General features: G+C 61.0%; 13 protein-coding genes, 1 tRNA gene and 1 pseudogene. 11 read left to right on the top strand and 4 right to left on the bottom strand.

The window, feature by feature from the left end; translation table 11 throughout:
• Nucleotides 1-52: 52 nt before the first annotated feature.
• Nucleotides 53-925, bottom strand: coding sequence for an endonuclease/exonuclease/phosphatase family protein (locus NYO99_RS20855; RefSeq protein ID WP_268169230.1), 873 nt, complete (start codon nucleotides 923-925; stop codon nucleotides 53-55).
• 127 nt (nucleotides 926-1,052) lie between these two features.
• Here NYO99_RS20855 and NYO99_RS20850 point away from each other — a divergent pair.
• From NYO99_RS20850 to NYO99_RS20835, 4 genes and pseudogenes are all read left to right on the top strand, one after another.
• Nucleotides 1,053-1,129: transfer RNA gene (locus tag NYO99_RS20850), tRNA-Met, on the top strand.
• A 373-nt stretch (nucleotides 1,130-1,502) separates the two neighbouring features.
• A pseudogene (locus NYO99_RS20845) lies at nucleotides 1,503-2,015 on the top strand (tyrosine-type recombinase/integrase); the annotation flags it as partial.
• A gap of 676 nt (nucleotides 2,016-2,691) precedes the next feature.
• The gene (locus tag NYO99_RS20840) at nucleotides 2,692-3,156 is read left to right on the top strand and encodes a hypothetical protein (RefSeq protein ID WP_268169229.1); all 465 of its coding nucleotides are present in this window, start codon (nucleotides 2,692-2,694) and stop codon (nucleotides 3,154-3,156) included.
• A complete protein-coding gene (locus NYO99_RS20835) occupies nucleotides 3,153-4,034 on the top strand; it encodes a GIY-YIG nuclease family protein (RefSeq protein WP_268169228.1) in 882 nt (293 codons plus the stop codon). The genes NYO99_RS20840 and NYO99_RS20835 overlap by 4 nt, the downstream gene beginning before the upstream one ends.
• Before the next feature lie 24 nt (nucleotides 4,035-4,058).
• Here the strand turns inward: NYO99_RS20835 and NYO99_RS21425 are convergent, their stop codons facing one another.
• A complete protein-coding gene (locus NYO99_RS21425) occupies nucleotides 4,059-4,265 on the bottom strand; it encodes a helix-turn-helix domain-containing protein (RefSeq protein ID WP_422395526.1) in 207 nt (68 codons plus the stop codon).
• Between the two features lie 131 nt (nucleotides 4,266-4,396).
• On the opposite strand from NYO99_RS21425, the gene NYO99_RS20830 reads away from it, so the two are divergent.
• The 4 genes from NYO99_RS20830 to NYO99_RS20815 all read left to right on the top strand — a co-directional run bounded on the left by NYO99_RS20830 (nucleotide 4,397) and on the right by NYO99_RS20815 (nucleotide 7,060).
• Entirely contained in the window at nucleotides 4,397-5,728 is a 1,332-nt protein-coding gene (locus NYO99_RS20830) for an NHL repeat-containing protein (RefSeq protein WP_268169227.1), read from the top strand.
• A gap of 34 nt (nucleotides 5,729-5,762) precedes the next feature.
• Nucleotides 5,763-6,461 carry a hypothetical protein gene (locus tag NYO99_RS20825; RefSeq protein WP_268169226.1) on the top strand — a complete coding sequence of 233 codons (699 nt, stop codon included), beginning with the start codon at nucleotides 5,763-5,765 and terminating at the stop codon, nucleotides 6,459-6,461.
• A gap of 223 nt (nucleotides 6,462-6,684) precedes the next feature.
• Entirely contained in the window at nucleotides 6,685-6,810 is a 126-nt protein-coding gene (locus tag NYO99_RS20820; protein WP_268169225.1) for a hypothetical protein, read from the top strand.
• A 22-nt stretch (nucleotides 6,811-6,832) separates the two neighbouring features.
• On the top strand, nucleotides 6,833-7,060 hold the full coding sequence (locus NYO99_RS20815; protein ID WP_268169224.1) for a hypothetical protein: 228 nt from the start codon (nucleotides 6,833-6,835) through the stop codon (nucleotides 7,058-7,060).
• A 557-nt stretch (nucleotides 7,061-7,617) separates the two neighbouring features.
• Here NYO99_RS20815 and NYO99_RS20810 read toward each other — a convergent pair.
• A complete protein-coding gene (locus NYO99_RS20810) occupies nucleotides 7,618-8,601 on the bottom strand; it encodes an IS5 family transposase (RefSeq protein ID WP_268169223.1) in 984 nt (327 codons plus the stop codon).
• A 198-nt stretch (nucleotides 8,602-8,799) separates the two neighbouring features.
• Between NYO99_RS20810 and NYO99_RS20805 the strand changes: the two genes are divergently transcribed.
• Genes NYO99_RS20805 through NYO99_RS20795 form a run of 3 tightly spaced genes read left to right on the top strand, consistent with a single transcriptional unit; the run spans nucleotide 8,800 to nucleotide 15,833 of the window.
• Entirely contained in the window at nucleotides 8,800-11,043 is a 2,244-nt protein-coding gene (locus tag NYO99_RS20805; RefSeq protein ID WP_268169222.1) for a DUF6531 domain-containing protein, read from the top strand.
• Nucleotides 11,044-11,076: 33 nt separating this feature from the next.
• Nucleotides 11,077-15,318, top strand: coding sequence for an Ig-like domain repeat protein (locus NYO99_RS20800; RefSeq protein ID WP_268169221.1), 4,242 nt, complete (start codon nucleotides 11,077-11,079; stop codon nucleotides 15,316-15,318).
• Nucleotides 15,315-15,833 (top strand): hypothetical protein, encoded by a 519-nt coding sequence (locus NYO99_RS20795; protein WP_268169220.1) that lies wholly within the window; start codon nucleotides 15,315-15,317, stop codon nucleotides 15,831-15,833. Before NYO99_RS20800 ends, NYO99_RS20795 begins: the two co-directional genes overlap by 4 nt.
• Nucleotides 15,834-16,242: 409 nt before the next feature.
• Here NYO99_RS20795 and NYO99_RS20790 read toward each other — a convergent pair.
• On the bottom strand, nucleotides 16,243-17,697 hold a 1,455-nt coding region (locus tag NYO99_RS20790), incomplete at its 5' end, for a VWA domain-containing protein (protein ID WP_268169219.1).

The raw sequence follows: 17,697 nt of genomic DNA, 5'->3' as shown, positions 1-17,697 counted from the left end.
ATGGCGGTGCCGGGTCTTGCGCCGGCCGCTGCCACCCGCGGACTGGCGGCCGTCAGGGGCGCCGGGCGGGCAGGCGCACCTGCACCTCGACGGGCAGATGGTCGGACGGAAAGCGTCCGTGCATCGAGTCCGTCAGGGCCGCCCAGCTCAGCACCTCGATGCCGGCGGTGTGGAAGATGTGGTCGATGCGGTCTTGCTCAGTCAGCGGCGCATCGATGCGAAACCCCTGGAACGTGCCGGCCGGGCCGTAGGGCGGCGTTCGGCTGGTGCTGCGCGCGTCCTGCAACTCGGCCGTCAGCAGCCGCACCGGCTCGCTGCCTGGGCCGCTGTTGAAGTCCCCCAGCACCAGCGTCGGCAGGTCGCCAGCCACGGCTTTCCAGCGCGCCAGCAGCAGCCGCGCGGACTCGCGCCGTGCCACCACGCCTTCATGGTCGAAGTGCGTGTTGAACACGAAGAAGCGGTCGCCTGCCGGGCGATCACGCAACTCCACCCATGTGGCGATGCGGTGGCAGCAGCGCCCGTCCCAGCCCTTGGATGGGCGCTCGGGCGTCTCGCTAAGCCAGAACGTGCCGGAGCGCAGCACCTCAAAGCGTGCCGTGCGCACAAAGATGGCTGTGTGTTCGCCCCGCGCCGCGCCATCGTCCCGGCCTACGCCCACGCGGGTGAAACCGTCCAGCCGCTCCATGTCAGCGACCTGATCTGGCAGCGCCTCTTGCGTGCCGATGATGTCCCAGTCGTGATGGCGTGCCATGGCCAGCACCCAATCCCGTCGATGCGGCCATGCATTCAGGCCGTCGCTGGCGACATTCAGCCGCACGTTGAACGTCGCCACACGCATCGGCTCGCCGGCCTGTGCCGTCGGCATCACCAGCGCAACGGCGAGGGCAGTCAACAGCAGGCGCAGGGCGTTTGCGAGGGATGTCATGGGGTCTGAGCGGCAACAGGAGCGCCGCAGCGTACGGCCACCCAGGCGCCGCAGGCTGCGGCCTGACGAAGTTTTTTGAAGAAACTTGCGCGCACGTCGAAAACAGCGCTATACTGCTAGCTTCAGTCGCGGGGTGGAGCAGTCTGGTAGCTCGTTGGGCTCATAACCCAAAGGTCGTCGGTTCAAATCCGGCCCCCGCAACCAAGAAATAATGAGTCCTGATAAAGACTTAGCAAAGCCCGCCAAGTGCGGGCTTTGTCGTTTCTGGCTTCCTGTGTCGAGGTTTGTGACGAGCTCTGTGTCGTCACAGCGGAGCAATCTGCTCCTCGCGACCATTGGTGCTTGTGACGACCCGAGGAGGCAGCCTCGGGGCTCAAAGTTGGATTCCCTCGCGAGCTGGGGCGGGGGCAGCTTCAGTGGCCTCGCGGTTCTGGTTGCAATTGGCGTGACATACGGATACGACCAAGCTCGACCAGATCCCAGACCAAAAAACAGATCACGAGCTAAGCCTGACGAAAGTGACATTGAACTCCTTGCACTGCCGGTGCTGCTGCATGCGGTTGGCGAAGCTGAAGGCATCCGCGAGACCTTCGTGCTGGGCGAGGACGAGTACACCAAGACGGACAGCTCGCAGCGCGACATCCAGATGTCGCAGCCCGTCTTTGAGGCCTTGAAGCGTCAACAGGAAGCCACCGGTAAGCGCGACTACGTCTTCTGCAACCGCGCCGGGCAACCCATCGACAACAAGAACTTCAGCGACCGCGTCTATTACCCCTTGCTGCGTCACCTGGGCCTGGAGCGCCGCCGGCCCTACCAGATGCGCCACACGGCAGCCACCCTATGGCTGGCCTCGGGTGAAGCGCCAGAGTGGATCGCGCGCCAATTGGGCCACGCCAACACGCAGATGCTGTTCCAGGTCTACAGCCGCTACGTGCCCAACCTGACGCGCCGTGACGGCTCAGCCATGGACCGCCTGCTGGCCAGTCGGTTCGCCAGCGGGAACGTGGCCTCTGCATCTGGCCATGAGTCTGCCAACGACGACGCGAGCCGCGCGCAACCGCCGCCTGTGACGCAGCGCCAAGCCGCCTGAGCCCAAGCGCTCTTTGGCGCCAGGCCGTCGGCCTGATCCTGCGACTTGCCATCCCCGGCTCTGCTTGTGAAGCCACCGGGGCGGCGGAGCGCTACCCAAATTTTCTGATGCGCGAGGGTGCAGCCCACCTGAGCGCTCGCAGATGCCCCGGCGACGACGGCAGCCCCTGAGCTGCCGCTTCGCACCCTGCAGGTTGGCAAAGCCTGCACACGTTGGAGTTCCTCATGCCAGTCGACATCAACCACCCCCGTCGCGAGCAGCCCGTCCGGCACATGCGTAACAGCGAACCTTTCGCACGTCGGGCCCCTGTCCACCGCCAGGGCTATCGGACCGGGTGCCGCCGATCCAGGACGGCCACAGTCGTAGTGAAGCGCTGCCCTGTCGGCCAGTGTCGCGTGGAGGTTCCGCCTTGGCTCATGGCTGAGCCCTGGTGGCGCTGCGGGCGCAGGGTGTGGATCGCAATCCGTCGCGGGGGCGTGCATATCAGCCCCAAGCCCGGCGGGCCCCGCGGCATGAGGCGCTGCAGCCGTCGTGTTCGCCGGGTGCCACTGACCCTGACTCGGCGATCGTCCACCAGTCACATGCCGTGCGGCCAGGCGCTCAGCGAGCGGCACTCGCAGCGCTGCATGGGTATCCCCAGGCCGACCGGATCGACTTCCACGCTGGAGGTGGCTCAATGAACGTTCTGACCTTCCCCGCCAAGCAACCCACGCACTTCGCGGTCTCGGTGCGACTCCGGCGCAACGCGTCCCCCAGCGATGAGGTCGGCTTTCAGCGCAGCACCGAGGACTGGCTGAGTCGCCACGAACTGCGCGCCGAAGGTTCTCAAATGCGATTCGTGGTTCTGGCAGACCGCGAACTCACGCCCGTCGACCAAGCCAACGCGTTGCTGGCCATGCTCGACGTCAGTGCGGTGCGACAGGCTCGTGTCGGCCCCATCGTGCGAGAAGGTGACGAGCTGGAGGCCAATCTGTCCGGAAGCTACTGGATCGAGGCCGATCAACATGACCTGACCGTACTCGCCGCTCGTGTCCTGTACGAAGCGGGACGCCTGGATGGCGACGAGTTCCTCGCGGCACTTGGCGGCTTTGTCCTGCGTGTGTCCGAAGTCGCAGCCGACGATCCGGAGGACCGGCGATGAATGCTATCGATCCGTCGATGCAGGGCGACCTGCCTGTGCCCGCCGCTGTCTATCTGCTGCGGCGCCGTGATGGCTTGCGCTTCAAGATTGGCTGGGCATTGGACCCACTGGTCAGGGTTCAGCGCTTGCCCGAGTTCAGCGTGGATGCCTTGGACCTGGTGAGCTCCCATGCCGTCTGGCTGCCGACGGCGCTTCGCGCTCAGCAGTTTGAACGAGCATTGCACCGTGGGTTGGCGTTCTACAGCGTCTCGCCAGGTCACGTGCTGGACGGGCACACCGAATGGTTCCTGCCCGCAGCCCATCTCACGGCCATCCGGCTGATCCGGCAGATGCCGGTTGGAGCGGATGACCGAATGCCTCCGGCCATCGTTCCGTTCCTCAGTGAGCCCGAAGAGCGGTTATTGGATCGGTCCGGCCATGGCAGCAGCGCAGCGGCGTTCGTCGCGCAAGACACGCTGTGGCTCATGGAAGACCTGCTGTTGCGCGTGGCGGCATGCTGCCGAGTCGCTGTTGAAAGCGTCGGTGACCAGCATGACATTCGCCTGCAGGGCTTTCGCGGCGACACGAACGGTGCCTTGGAGACGCTGCGCTGGTCGGTGCTGGACATCGAGCGCTACCGCTGGCGGACCCGCGAACACGCCGGCGCGTTCGTGCACCTGATCGATTACCAGGGCGACGATCTGCTGCTCAAGCTCACGCCGATGCGGCATGTCCGGGCCTGGGCTGACGGTACGCTGGTCTGGCAGCTATTGGCTTTGCTCGAGCGCTTACGCGCGATGGGCGCCGCACCGCTGGCCGGTCGGTTGGTCGCTCGTGACACAAGCACGGTCAACCAGGCCTTCATCGCTCGACGTGGGACGCGGAGGTGCAAGCGATGAACACCACACCTCGACAGGGCCGGTCTAGGACTCGCTTACGCCCGACATGTCAGTCTCGAACAGCGAAGCGATCGGTACCTTCAGGCTTGTTGCCAGGGCGTCCACCATCGTCAGCGTGGGATTGGCGCGACCGGTCTCGATACGGCTCATGTACGTACGGAAGAGGCCGCAGCGGTGGGCGAGGTCCTCCTGCGTCAGGCCGGCCGCCAGCCTGAGCTGACGGACTCGCATCCCAAACTTGAACTGAACACTCGCTCGCACGGCGGGACTGTCCCGTCCGTACACTCATTCGTACACACACTAATTCGCACATCTGGCGCATGACATCGGCCCAGCACAGTGCGGTCTAGGGAAGATGCCTGATGAAGAACTCGCCCAAGAGCAGCCTCGCGCCGCTTGCTTTGGCCTGCTTCGGCCTTGCCTCCGTCATGGGCCTTGCGGCATGCGGCGGCGGAGGAGGGGAGCAGACGGCGACGAGCTCTGCACCGCCTGCAGCGCTCACCGACCCCCGTGATACTTCGGTCACCCCAAGCAGCACCGTGCGCTGGAAAGGCGTTGGTTCGGTACGCATCGGCCTGGCGGGCATCACCCAGTCCACGGATGGCGGCGTCTGGGCACTGGGGGCCGAGGATGGCGATGCCGGACGCCCATTCCTTCGCAAGATCGGTGGTGCCAATACCTGCGGCGCCGACGGGCTGCGCTTCCTGTCCGAGATCTACACGCGCTTTGATCGGCGCCAAGGTCCGGTGTCGATGACCACGGTGCAAAGCGGACGCTTCTACGCGGCATTCATGGGCCCCGGGACGGTGTTCGTGGCTCGCTTCGATGAAGCAACGTGCGCGGCGGACCCCAGCTTCGGCGCTCAAGGCGTGATCAGCATCCCTCTCAGCGGCTTGGTCACGGTGACACGCATCGCGCTCGAGCGCGATCGCAACGATGGTGTGCTGGTTGCAGCGGCCATCCCTGGTCAAGTTCTCCTGCGCCGCTTCATGGGCAATGGTGTCTGGGACAGTCAGTTCGGCACGAACGGCCTGGCGACCAACCCCAACGCGGACGGCTTCCTCGTCAAATCGCTAGCCGTCGCCAGCAACGGCGACATCTTGATTTCTGGCTCCGCCGGCGCGCAGGTGGCTTATCAGCCAGCCCTCCTGAAGCTGAACAGCAAGGGCTTGCCGGTGGCCACGTTCGGCACAGCCGGCGTGCAGCGCTATCCCAGTCTGAGCCTGGGGACCGGGAACACGGACTCCCTGCTGGTCGAGGGCGACCGGGTGATCGTGAGCGTGGCGAGCGGCTCTTCCGTGACGAGCTCGGACTTCAACTCCAACGACAGCATGGTCGCGGCCATGGACCTCCAATCCGGCCAGCTCAGGCCAGAGTTTGGTGCGGGTGGATTCCTGACCTGGGATTGGGGCTACAGCAGCACCGAGGCCACAGCCCAGTGGATGCCGCACGGACGCGGTGGCTACATCGGCTGTGGTCATGTGATGAGGAGCCTCTTGCTGGGACAAGCGCTCTCGCTCGTGGACATCACGGCCGACGGAAAACCTGACACCACCGTCGGCTACCAAGGTCGCCGACTGATTGCCGGCACCAACGACGCCACATGTGCAGGCCTGCTCCGCCTGTCCGACGGCAGGCTCGTCGTGGCCGCACGAGATGGCGGCGAGGCTGTCGTCATGTTCTTTGATCGCTGAACCAACAACCCAGCCCGAAGGAGGCTACCCTCTCATGACACAGAACCAGCGCACCGAACAACGCCGACGCCTGTTGAAGATGGCGGCGGCACCGACCGCATTGCTGACGGCCAGCCCCGCATACGCATTCCTCGACTGGATCGCAGAGAAGGCCGCGGCGAACCGCAAGAAGCTCTACGAGGCGATGCCCGACAAGGCGCTCGTCGATGGGTTCTACGTGATGCTCGAGGACGGAAAGAAGGAGAGCCCGACGCCTGCCCTGGTGCAGGCGGGCTATCGCCTCAAGAGTGTCAACCTGGGCATGCTGACGCTGTCCAGGCGCATGGACACCGACAAGCCGATCGAAACCGCCAGCTCCATGATGAATAGCTACGTGCCTGACGCCGATGCTGATCCGGTCGCGGCGGTGTACGGTGCGTTGTGCAAGGGGCGAGGCAACACGGTGAAGGTCTACAAGCCGGCTTTCGCGGGCAAGCTGAGCCGACTGTTCAACTTGCCCGTGGTGCCAGGGCCAAGGACGGGCGAGTGGTTTGGGAGCGACTTGGCTTTCATCGAGTGGTCCCCGGAGGGGCGTGTCGTGAGCCTTTTGCTGCACGCATTTCAGTCCAGCGTATCGCTCGGCGAGATGCTGCACCGCTATCCGATCGTGATCTTCGGGCCCACGAACACACGCCACGTCGAGAACCAGATCCGCAACAGCGAGTTCGTTGACTTCGAACTGCGAACCCTCTGACGAACGTCGTGAACCTCGTTGCGGTCGGACGCAGCGGAGCTGCTCCTTTGATTGCAGCGGGCATTTTTGGTGGTTGACGGTGGTCGCGCGTGCAAGCGGCGAGGCTGCCTTCTGGATATGCTTTGCGTCAGGAGCTGGGTGGCGTCGCGGTGAGCCGCAACGGATCAGCTCTGACGACACCGCGTTGAGGGCGATATCGCCGCGCTGACGCGTGGAGACTGGCATGCACTTCCTTTTGATCCTGATCCCGATCACGCTGGCGTTGGGCCTGCCATGCCTGGTCCGTGTCGCCTGCCGGTGCGGCCTGCATGACGCCGCTCGTACCGCGCGGCGGCTGGGGATCGACTGACTACAGCCGAGGTCCCTGCGCGATGAGCGACCTGAAGGCGTTCACCAATGAGACCAGGAGCGACAGGGCTTCAATGCAAACCCTGAGTCGCAATGGCAAGACGGTGGTCAAGTTCGTGGCGCAATCGGGTGTAGTGGCTGTGGTCGCCGCCGAGACCCCTGACGCGCTGCTGACCGCTCTGCGACGCAAGTTGGAGCGCAAGCTGCGGAGGTCAGGGCACTTGAAGCAAGCGGACAGTGTGGCGGAGTAGGGCGCTGGGAAATTCCGTGGCGCGTCTGCCGCTTTACGGTCCGCGCATCCAGTCAGTAGACGGCGAGAACAAGTTGTCGCAAGCGTCCGAAGTTGCATTTCAGTCGCGACTCTTGGGCGGTCCCCGCAGCTTTCGGTCATCGATCCCGCCAGTGACGCACATCGCGAACAGTCGCGTTTCACCTTGGTGCACTTGCAATCTTTTTGGCGACGCACGTCGAGTAGCGGCATTCGTTTCGAATGCGCAACACCCGACGGTCTTTTCATCTCATTAGTTCAACGCCAGCATGCCACCGTTGAGAAAAGAAACAGCGCAGACGCATTTGCACATAAATGGAGATGCACGCACACTGCTGTTGCGGTCGTCACCATTGTTTGTTTTCTTGCATATCAAGCCTGCTTCGGCAGGTGCTAGAACTTAGGGACACGCTGATCAATAGGCCAGTTGAGCGATCTGCGACCCGCCAGCGCATGGGCCGCGGCGACGCGGCTTGAATTCGGTGCCGGTCAGCGGCTGCGTCTGTGCTTTTGGGGCCGTTTGCTGCCCCACCTGGCCGCTCAAGACGCACCTCGGGCTTGCAGGTCCAACAAAGATCGCTTGGCGATCACGAGATTGGCCAGCCCGAACAGGCTGAACAGCTGCCCCTGGTTCTTCACCATGCCCTTGTAGCGAGCCTTGCGATGGCGGAACTGGTTCTTCACGACATGGAATGGATGCTCGACCTTGGCCCGCATGGCGGCCTTCAGCTGTTCGGCCTTCTCCAGCAGCCGCGCCCACTTCTTCGTCATGTCCAACGCCCGGCGCTTGCCCGGCTGCATGGCGACGAACCAGGTCGGCCCCTTGGCCTCTTCGCGCTTGTCCACGCCTCGGTAGCCGGCATCGCCAAAGGCCGACGTCTCCTGTCCATGCAGTAACGCACCGGCCTGCGTCACATCGTTGACGTTGGCCGCCGTGCCGATGACTGTGTGCACCAGCCCTGACTCGGCATCCACACCGATGTGCGCCTTCATCCCGAAGTGCCACTGGTTGCCCTTCTTTGCTTGGTGCATGTCGGGGCCGCGCTCGCCCGTGGCGTTCTTCGTCGAACTGGGCGCAGCGATGATCGTCGCGTCCACGATGGTGCCCGAGCGCATCAGCAGGCCTTGCTCGGCCAGATGGGCGTTGATCTCGTCGAACAGCACCTTGGTCAGGTCGTTGGCCAGTAACAGGCGCCGGAACTTCAGCAGCGTCGTGGCGTCGGGCACCGCCTCACGCGACAGGTCAATGCCGACGAAGTCGCGCATCGACTGGCTGTCATACAGCGCGTCCTCCAGGGCCGCGTCTGCCAGACCGTACCACTGCTGCAGGCAGTACATGCGCAGCATCTTCGGCACGCCGATGGGCGGGCGGCCGACCCGGCAACTGCGCGGGTACGACGGTGCAATTGCCGCCTCCAGTCGCGACCACGGGACGATGCGCTCCATGTCCGCGAGAAACACCTCGCGCCGCGTGCGCTTCTTCTTCAGGGCGTATTCGGCGCTGGCAAAGCTGCGTTGACTCATATCGTGATCCTGCCGCCGCCGCGTCCGCCGCGCATCGCGGTCAGCCCGGATAAATCAGCATTTCCCTAAGCCTTGGGGTCGTCCGCAATAGTGACAGTCCATACACTGGCCAAATACAAATGATCGTGAGCGCTCTGATGCAAGAAGGGCAATGTGCCTTTCTGCAGAGCATTAAGCTTCGCGAATCAGGGGGATTCGATGTCGTCTGCTACTCGCGCGATTGGCGTGCTGGCTCTTGTGTGCGCGCCGTTCATTGGAACATTTGCAGTTGCGGACCCAGGCGATGAGGTTTGCTTTCCGTTATATCGAGCGGCAGGCGCCATACCCAAGACGCCTCAATGTCCGACCACAGCGTCTCGTGCTAACGTTAATCTGGGCAACCTTCAATGCACTGCTAACTTCGGTGCAAACTCGAGCATTCCTAGATATTGCGGCACTCTCTCGAAGGATCTAGGAAAGTGCCCGAGTACGCCATATCCGATAAGCATCGGCACGGCGAACAAGTACCTTCACGAAATCGATTTTAAGTCTGGCGAAGGCGGGCTAACGCTATCTCGGTATTACAACAGCGCACCGGTTGCGGCGCCGGGGAGTATGCTGGGTTCGACTTGGCGCTCGAACTACGATGCCGTTATCGCGACAACTTCTTTGGGCGCAAGCGCTACGCGCCCAGATGGACGAATTATTTACTTCACTCAGGTCGGCGGGGTTTTCGCTGCCGACCCGGATGTGAACGATAGCTTAGTCCGTCTTCCTGCCTCAGGCACCCTGGTTGGCTGGAGGTACTACGATTCTAGCCGGTCCTCCATCGAGGTATACGATGCGGACGGAAAGTTGACAAAAATTCAGTCAGCGTCGGGAAGGTTGCTTACGTTGGCTTATAGCGATGCCAGCACGCCATTATCGGTCGCTCCTGGCCCTGGCTATTTATTGAATGTTAGTGATGGCTTCGGCAGAGCTTTGAGCTTTATCTACGACAGTTCAAAGAAGCGCGTCATCACTGTTATTATGCCGGACGGCCAATCTATTGGTTTGGAATACGACGCGTTTTCAAACATCTCTGCCGTGACGTATGCAGATGGCCGCGCAAGGCGATATTTTTACAACGAAAGCTCGTTCAATGGCGGGGTTTCTCAAGCGCGTGCCTTAACCGGGATTCAAGACGAGAACAACGATCGGTATATCAATTACTTTTACAACAACTTGGGACATGCTGTGGGTGAGCAGCAAATTCCGTCGCCATCTGCAGTTGCGAATGAATACAAGATTATCTACGACTCCTTGATCGGCTTCGACGCTGCGAGTGGGCAGGCCAAGACTGCCGGGCAATCGACGTTGACCGACCCACGTGGCAGCAAATACGTATACACGTTCACGTCCATTCAGGGCTCGGTGCGGTTGACGGGGGTGTCGCAGCCAGGAGGTGCTGGATGCCAAGCATCGAGTAGTGCAATCTCGTACGATGCAAACGGCAACGCAACTAGTCGCGATGACTTCAACGGTAGCCGTGAATGCAAGGTGTATGACCTCAGTCGCAACCTCGAGACGACGGCCGTTCGAGGGCTACTGAACACGACGTCCTGTGCAGGAGTGACGGGGGTTGGCGCGTCCCTGCCCGTTGATGCAAGGAAGACAAGCACTCGGTGGCACCCAGACTGGCGCCTTCAGACGAAGGTGGCTGAGCCCAAGCTGTTGACGACTTACGTCTATAACGGTCAACCGGATCCGTTCAGCTCGAATGCAATAGCTACCTGCGCCCCTGCTAACGCAACATTACCTGACGGCAAACCGATCGTTGCTCTTTGCAAGAGGGTGGAGCAGGCCACCAGCGACCCGAATGGATCTCAGGGCTTCGCTGCCTCATTGGTGCCGACGACGCCAAGTAGAGTCTGGAAGTACACCTACGATCACAATGGATCTGTTCTATCTCAGACTGACCCAAGAAATCGTTTGACGAGCTACGTCTACTTCGAAGATGCCCATACAGATCATTCACCTGGAGATCTGCGAACGGCTACAAACGCCGCCAGTCATGTTGTCCGTTACACGCGGTACGACAAGAACGGTCGGGTTTTGCAAGTTGTCGATCCTAATGGAACGACGACTGACATCGTGTACTCGGTTCGAGGACTGGTCCAGAGTGTGACTATCAGCACGAGTTCAGGAGCAACGCAAACCACCGTCTATCAGAACGATGCGGCCGGACAGCTCAAATCGGTGCAGATGCCTGATGGGGGCGTCTTGTCGTTCACCTATGACTCTGCACATCGACTGATTGGTGTGACCGACGCGGCAGGAAACACGGTCAGCTACGAGCTTGACGAGGCAGGGAACCGCGTGTCGGAAACGGCTAGAGATTCGGCTGGTGACCTTGCGCGCAGCATCACGCGCGTTTTCGACGCGCTAAATCGGGTTCAACAAATCACTGGCGCTTCCAACTGACGCGAGCGAAGCTAGTCTCTAAGGGAGTCAACTATGTTTTATGCCAATGTGCCCTATTACCGAAGGGCAGGGGCTTCTGTGCTTGCGCGGGCGCTGGACTTCTTCGTACGCGTAGCGGTGCTGTGCCTTGCCCCGACGGCATACGCGATCGCTTTGACGACGACCACCACAACCTTGGTCGCCAGCCCGAATCCAGCATATGCCAATCGGAACGTCACGCTGACGGCGATGGTTACAGGTGCGAGTCCAACGGGCACGGTGACGTTCATGGATGGTGCGACCTCACTTGGGGTCGCCAGCCTATCCGCTGGTAAAGCCACGTTGACTCGTAGCTTTAGTGTCAGCGGAAGTCACAGCCTTACCGCGGCCTATTCAGGGAATGCCAGCAACGACCCTAGCGTTTCCAGTGCGGTGGCGCTGACAGTAAGCCCGCAAACGGCGACAAGCGCCACATTGAGCTCGGACATTAATCCAGCGTTCGTCGGTCAGTACGCCAAACTGACAATCACAGTGTCAGGTGGCGTAGCTCCCACTGGGTCGGTGCGGGTGATGGAAGGCGCGAAGGTCGTGGCAAGTACCAGCTTGTCTGGCGGCAAGGGAACAGTCACTGCTAGCTTCAGCACTGCCGGCACACACGTGTTGACAGGAGAGTACTTAGGAGATGCCCCCAATGCGGGCTCGACTTCGTCACCGCTGAGTTTGGTAGTTAATCCGAAGACAGTGACCACTACCACGCTTTCCGCTAGCCCGAACCCGGCCACCGAAACCCAGGCCATCACTTTTGTGGCGACAGTGACTGGTTCCAATCCTACCGGGCAAGTGACTTTTAAGGACGGATCGACAACGCTGGGTTACGCAAACGTCTCCGGAGGTACTGCGACGCTGACCAAGGGTATAGCGGCCGCAGGCGACCACACAGTTACCGCGAGCTACGTGGGCGACGCGGGCAATAGTTCCAGTGTCTCTGCCGCACAGAGAGTGACAGTTCTTCCCCGAAAGCCTACGACAGTCTCCTTCACGATTGGCACCAACCCGGCCTATGTTGGTCAGGCAATCAGTTTCGTGGTGACCGTCTCCGGGGAGAGCCCCTCCGGCACCGTGACCCTGATGGATGGCAACAGTTCGCTGGCTACAGCAAGCTTGGTCGGCGGGCAAGCGAGATTCTCTCGGTCTTTCAGCACTGCTGGCAGTCACTCCATGAAGGTGGTCTACAACGGCGATGGCGTCAACAGCGTCAGCACGTCGGTTCCGCAGAACCTCACCGTTAAGGCAAAGAACGCCGCGGCGGTCACACTTGCCAGCAGTCCAAATCCATCGGTCATCAACCAGAGCGTCAACCTGACGGCACTTGTGACTGGGGACACCCCCTCGGGCACGGTGACCTTCAAGGACGGCAACAGCACGCTTGGAAGCGCGACCATCAGCGCTGGGCGGGCCGTTCTAGCGAAAGGCTTTACCACTACTGGTAGCCACAGTCTTACTGCGGTCTACGCGGGGGACGTTGCCAACAGCACCGCGACGTCGAGCCCGGTGTCTCAGGTTGTCACGCTCCCCCCAACAACGACAGTGCTTTCTACAAGTGCGAACCCTGCCGAGGCGGGGCAGGCGTTGACCCTTGTTGCTTCGGTGACAGGGGTCACTCCTTCGGGGTCGGTGACATTCACAGATGGCAGCACGACATTGGGAGTCGTCAATCTGGTCAATGGAAAGGCCACCCTCGCCACCCGACTTTCAGCCGTTGGAGTGCATCGGCTGGTCGCCACATATGGTGGTGATACGCGAAATGCGCAAAGCACATCAGCAGCGCTTAATCAGAACGTTGGTCGCCGCACCACTGCGATCTCACTCGCAGGAAACCCAAACCCAGCAACGCCAGGACAAGCCATTACGCTGATTGCAACATTGAGCGCCACCTCGCCCACTGGGACCATCACGTTCAGAGATGGAGCAGCGGTCATCGCAACTGTGCCGGTAACCGGCGCTGGTGCGACAGCATCTACAAGCTTCGCCGTGCCGAGCGTCCGGACGATTACAGCTGCCTATGACGGTGATTCGCTCAACTCACCCAGCAGCTCTCAGTCGCTCGAGCTGTTGATTAGTAGCGACAGCGGAGCAGCGCCAGGTCAAGCTATGACCTGGAATTTTGAGTACAACGCCAAGGGCCGCGAGACCAAGATGATCGACCCAAACGATGGGGTCACCGAACGGACCTATGACTTGCATGACCAGGTCGCCAGGGTCACCCAGCCTGCTCCTGTCTCTGGTCAGCCCCGCCCCACAATTGGCATGAACTACGACGGACGTGGGGCATTGGTGCAAGTCACTGATCCACGAAACTTGAAGACGACCTATGTTGTTGACGGGTTGGGGAATACTTCGGTGCAGCAAAGTCCGGATACTGGAGCCAGTACCGCTACCTATAACGAGTTAGGCCAACTCGCGACGTTCACTGATGCACGCGGCAAGGTCTCTACTTACAGCTACGATGTGCTTAATCGTTTAGTACGTATTGATTACAGCAGCGGCGTTCCTACCATCTTTACTTACGATATTGGTGCCAATGCGGTAGGACGACTGAGTGGTTTCAGCGATGAATCTGGAAGCACGACGTTCGCGTACGACGGCTTTGGGCACGTCGTCTCCAAAACTCAAACCAGCGGTAGTGGACCAACGTCGAAGACGTTCAATGTCGGGTACGGTTGGGGTGGAAGTGGGCCGGCGACGAGCAAGCTCCAATCAATTGCCTATCCGAGCGGCAGAACCGTAACGTACGACTTCGATTACACAGGCCGTGTTGGCGCCATTTACGTCGACGGAATCCCGCTAGTTACGAACATCACATACCACGGGCTGGGTAGCCCACAAACTTGGCAATGGGGCGACGCGACTCTATATCAGCGCGGGTTTGATGCGTACGGCCGAATTGGCAGCTATCCGTTAGGCAAGCTAGGCGGCGTCGGCGCGTCAGCCGGAGCGTTGCGCACCCTGAGTTACGACGCGGCGGGAAGAATCGTTGGCTATACCCACTCGACCATTCCTTCCTTGGATCAGCTATTTTCTTACGATGGGCTGGACAGACTGATTAGTGCGCAGTCGGGTACAGCTTCGTACGGGTACCTCTGGGACGCAAATGGAAACCGTACACAAAGCACCGTGAGCGGTGCTGTCTATACCTTATCAGTCAGTGCTACAAGCAATCGATATACAAGCGTGCAAAGCCCCGGCGGTGGAAGCCCGTTGACCCAGGCGCAAAGCTACGACTTGGCCGGGAATCTTACGAATGATGGGAATAGCACGCTGGCTTACAGCGACCGCGGCCGCCTAAATAGTGCCGTGCGCGCCGGTGGGACGGTTTCCTACCTGTACAATGCGCTCGATCAACGTGTATTCAAGTCGGGGCCGGTCGCGATTATTAGCAGCGGAACTTCGCACTACGTTTATAGCGAAGAGGGGCGCTTGCTTGGTGAATATGACGCTACAGGTGCACCACTCTACGAAATCGTTTATCTCAATGAGTACCCGGTCGGCGTTTTGAAGGCGGCAGGAGGGCTCGGCTACGTCTACGCGGATCACCTTGGAACTCCGCGTGTAGTAGCGCGTAGTAGCGATCATGCGATTGTTTGGCGTTGGGACTCGGTAGAGCCCTTCGGACGGAACGTTGCAAATGCCAACCCCAACGGTTTTGGTGTTTACACGCTAAATCTGCGTATGCCAGGGCAAATCTATGACGCCGAGTCAGGCTGGTTCTACAACTGGCATAGAGACTACATTCCAGACTGGGGAAGATATGTTCAATCTGACCCCATCGGGCTCGCGGGCGGCATAAACACGTACGCATATGTGGGTGGCAACCCGCTGAGCTACGCAGACCCGTTGGGGCTCAAGCAGAAAGCGAGTAGTCCCCACTGCAAAGCGCTACAGCGAAAGATCGACAACCTTATGAAGGATTTGGATGATCGTTGGCTGGATTTGCAAAAGGGCGGTTTGCCTGAGCGCCTCGCCAGCCCGACAAACGAGCCGCTGCGTTCAACGATGCGTGGGCATCGAACTTTGATCAATGACCGCGATAGCGTCGTTAGAAAGTGGGAGAAACGCTACGACGACGAATGTGAGCCCGACGACAAGGATGAGGGCAATAGCTGCCCTGAATGCACCGCCGGGGCGGTCGTGGCCACGGTGGCCGGCGGATACGTCGTCTATCGATGCGTTCGAATGCTGCCTTCGCTACTGCCACCCCTGTGGTGGACCATTCCGGCAAATGCTGCCGTTCCGTGAGCTTGACCGTGAGTATGGTTCCTTATATTCAGAAGCTGGCTGCGGCGGTCAAGTCCGGGAAGAAGTCTGCCCTCGACGATCTTTGCTTCGAAATCGAGTACGAACAGCTCACGAAGGATGTCTGGCCGCAGGCGGTATTCGAGTTTTTCGTGAGTGCGCTGCATGACACCGACATCACCTCGCTAACCGGTGCGCGCGCCTTCGTGCTTAGCCTTTACAACGACTTTGACAAACTGACCGCCGAGCAGCGCCGTGTGCTTTTGCAAACCTTTGGGGCTGAGGCTGATAGCTTCGGCGACGAAATGTTGAGACACGCAGCAAGCGATCTGGTTGCGCGTAAGTACCCGCCGGCACTCGCGTTTGACTTCTTTGCCGAGCTGGCTGGTGGCGGCGGTCCAGGCGGTCGGCACATGGCGCTTGTGGGTCTTGAACTGCTACTGCTGAGCGGAAAACTTGACAAACGGCAAGCGACGTTTGCCGAGCCACTGTTGGCTGAGTTGATTCGGAAGCCATAGGCCTTCTCTCTTGCATGTGGAACGTCCGTTCGTCGTCTGTCCCCGAGCGGCAGTTGTAGGTCTTGCGCCCGAGCAGCATGTCCTTCGACCAGTGCGGCAGCAACCCGTACTGGCCGGCCATCGCCTCGCGCCCAGCTGCTTCTTTGTCGTCAGCCCGCACGATGAAAGGGGCTCGGTAGCCCGGCCATGTTTCAACCGGCGTCTCATCGTCTGGACGTACGACCCCGAAGTGCGCCAGCAGGCGGTCTTCAAGGGTCACAGGCTTGTAGTTCGAGCACATAGCGTGGAGTTTGGCTGTTCCGTCTGCCGATTAAATCGCTCTCCATCGCCCGCAGCGTCTTCAGGCCAGCTGCTCCATCGATTGCTAGTCAATGTCGCCAACGAGCTCCGGCAGCTCCCCCTCCGTGCGCTAGCCCGCCGCCCGGTTCAGCAAGCTGGTGAGCCGGCGCAGCCGAGAGCTCTTCCAGTCATCCAATCCGTAAAGCCCCAAGGACCTGTCGAACGTTCTCTTGGACTCGTTGACGATGCTGCGATCCAGCCTGCTCAGAGGTGCAGTCAGCGCGTTCGACAGTTCCGGATCACCGAGGCCGCCGGAGCGGCTGTTGATCCAGTGAGCCAGCAGAAGCCAAGCCACGGATGGTTCGGCAACGAGTGCCCCCACCTCCTCGATGGCATCCCTCAAGTCGTTGTGAATCGAGAGCGACCAGCAGTAGTTGTCCAGCGAATCGATGTTGCCAGCGGTCAGGAGGTACGCGTGGATGCCCTGTGCAACCATGCGCATCGTCGCGAACCCGCTTTCGTCGTGCTGCGCGCACGATGACGTGGGCTCGTCCTCGCAGGAAAAGTCAAACGCACCAGCCACGGAGAGCATGAAGTCTGGCGCGGGCATGCCAGCCCGGCTGTGCCGCCAGGCCGTGGGCGCGGATGCCAAGGCGCCAAGTGCTGGTGCAGCCATGACGCTTGACGTGGCCCCCCATCCCGCGGCAAGCATCGACTGCACCTGGTGCAACTGCGCTTCGTCGGTTGCTTTGTCGTTGGCCTCTCGAACATGCACAAGGATGCAATGGGTCTGGCTGGACAGCAGTTGGTGGCTGAGTGCGAGCGCCAGTGCCTCGCGCTCGTCACAGTGCGCCATTCGCTTGGCTGCTGCCATGCGCGACAGCGTCGCACCGCTCGACTCCGTACTGGCACTGGCGCTAGACAGGAGCACGGCATGTCCTCGGTCATCCTTGGCCAGCAGCCGTGGAGCCAGGACACACGGTGCCGCAAAGCCTGCGAACGCGACGACGGTGTCGCCGCCGTAGACATTGCTCGGCAGCTGCGTCTGCCAGACGGGTGCCTCTCCCCATGACACGGAAGCCTCACAGTGACGTGGCTGACGCATGCGCGCAAGCATCCGCTTGGCAGCGGCTTCAAACGCCTCCCCCGGTGTCACGAACTCAGCTGTACCGCCCGTCTTCTCAGCCAGAGCGCGCAGGACGCCTTCGGCAGGTGACGCGCCAAGCCCGATGACGAAGATTCGGTGTTGGCTGGCCACGGCGCTGGCCAAGATGGCGTCAATCTCCCAGATCTCCCCGTCCGTCAGGAGGAGCACATCCTTCGAGACCTCGGCGGTGCCACCCTGGAGCTCAAACACGGCGCGCAGAGCCAATGCCATCTCCGTACCGCCCAGATCAGCCTCCATGCGCGCGATGGCTGGTTGGATTCGGTGTTTGACCTCGGCCACAGCCCGACTGGGAGCGAGCAGGTGTTCGACCGTGGAACCAAAGCGGGTCACGCTGACGCTATCGGCATCGCCGAGCTGATTCATCACGCCATGAATCACTGACTTGGCAGAAGCCAGGCTGTCGCCTGCCATGGAACC

Origin of the sequence: Roseateles hydrophilus, assembly GCF_026712245.1 — a bacterium.
Taxonomy (GTDB): domain Bacteria; phylum Pseudomonadota; class Gammaproteobacteria; order Burkholderiales; family Burkholderiaceae_C; genus Pelomonas; species Pelomonas hydrophilus.
Note: the sequence above shows the minus strand (reverse complement) of the source record. Positions and strands in the feature narration are given on the sequence as shown.